Raw genomic sequence first — 1,358 nt, 5'->3', positions numbered from 1 at the left:
CCAGATCGCGGCCACCTCGTCGGGGCGCCCGTTGCGCCTCATCGATGATGCGATGGCCGATCATGTCTATCAGCAGACCGTGCAGATGCTGGAGGATGACGGTGATCTGACCCTTGAATGGGACGCCCATCTGCGCTCAATCCAGGGCAAGGGCACGGATTACCGCCTCTAAGGCGCGCACCCTGACGGGAGAGATCGCAATGCACTACCGGAGCTGGCTCACGCAGGAACTGTCCCTGACCTACCCTATCCTTATGGGCGGCATGATGGGACTGGGCCGCGCCGAACTGGTGGCGGCAGACCTGCCGAATTGCTGGAGCTCCTGAAACCTGCGGGAGTTAAGGTCTTACATAAGGTGCCCACCACTCGCCATGCGCTCTTGGCCGCGCGCATCGGGGCGGACGCCGTCATTCTGATCGGCGCCGAGGCCGCCGGCCATCCGGGCACCGAGCTTATGGGAGGGTTTGTCCAAACGGCCGCGGTACTCCGCGCTCTTCCGGTTCCCGTGATCATGGGCGGCGGCATAGGGCATGGAAGCCAAATGCTTGCCGCCCTCGCATTCGGCGCAGCGGGGGGTCTTGTCGGAACCCGCATGATGGCGGCGAGGGAATCCGTTCTGCATCCCAGGCTGAAGCAGCGCGTGATTGACAGCGACGGCAGCGACACACGGATCATCCACCGCATGTTCAATCACCACCGCCGAGTCATGATGAACGCCACGGTCGGTCGAATCCTTGAAAGGGAAGAGGCCGGGGGCAGTGAGTTCGAAGCCTACCGGCCCCTTGTTTCAGGACCAGCTGCACGAGAGGCCCAGAATAATCTGCGCCACTTGAGCGGTCCGGTTTGAAAGTTAGTGCATAGTGGGCCTTTGGTCTATGGGCACAACGCTTTCGGGGGCGGGTGGTCGATCGCCTTGGGAACTCTGCGGGCGCAGCGTGTTGTAATGCTGGCGCCAGCGTTCGATTAGGATCTGGGTCTCTCTTGAACCGAACAGAACACCTTCCCATCCAGCAGTTCGTCGTGAAGCCTGGCGTTGAAGCTCTCCACATAACCGTTTTTCCAAGGCGATCCCTGATAAATAGCAATCTTCGCAAATTGTCTCCTCATGGCGCGTCGGGTAGCTTGGCAGGACCAAGTTGGGGATAAAGGTCTCCTGGCCCAAGGTTGGTGACAAGGGTTTGACCTCCCATATGCGTCATGATGCCCCAGACCGCATTCAGCGCGGTCTGGACAGCACCTTCAACCCATGCGGGCGTCCAGCTGACACCGTCGCCGGCCAGAAACAGCCCGCGTTGGGCTTCGGGCATATGCTCCTGCATGAAATGGCCATAGATGCGGTGGGTATAGCGGTAATGACC

2 protein-coding genes and 2 pseudogenes are annotated in these 1,358 nt (G+C 60.6%); 2 read left to right on the top strand and 2 right to left on the bottom strand.

Annotated elements, in window-relative coordinates; translation table 11 throughout:
* The first annotated feature begins 200 nt into the window (after positions 1-200).
* Complete coding sequence (locus tag VSX56_RS20585) at positions 201-326, top strand: hypothetical protein (protein ID WP_339114701.1); 126 nt, start codon at positions 201-203, stop codon at positions 324-326.
* Positions 327-355: 29 nt separating this feature from the next.
* A complete protein-coding gene (locus VSX56_RS20580) occupies positions 356-847 on the top strand; it encodes an NAD(P)H-dependent flavin oxidoreductase (RefSeq protein ID WP_350939377.1) in 492 nt (163 codons plus the stop codon).
* A gap of 3 nt (positions 848-850) precedes the next feature.
* Here the strand turns inward: VSX56_RS20580 and VSX56_RS20575 are convergent.
* Positions 851-1,080: pseudogene (locus VSX56_RS20575) on the bottom strand (integrase core domain-containing protein); the annotation flags it as partial.
* Between the two features lie 23 nt (positions 1,081-1,103).
* Positions 1,104-1,358 (bottom strand): annotated as a pseudogene (locus VSX56_RS20570) (amine oxidase); the annotation flags it as partial.

The sequence above is a fragment of the Thioclava kandeliae genome (genome assembly GCF_040297545.1).
Taxonomy (GTDB): Bacteria; Pseudomonadota; Alphaproteobacteria; order Rhodobacterales; family Rhodobacteraceae; genus Thioclava; species Thioclava kandeliae.
Note: the sequence above shows the minus strand (reverse complement) of the source record. Positions and strands in the feature narration are given on the sequence as shown.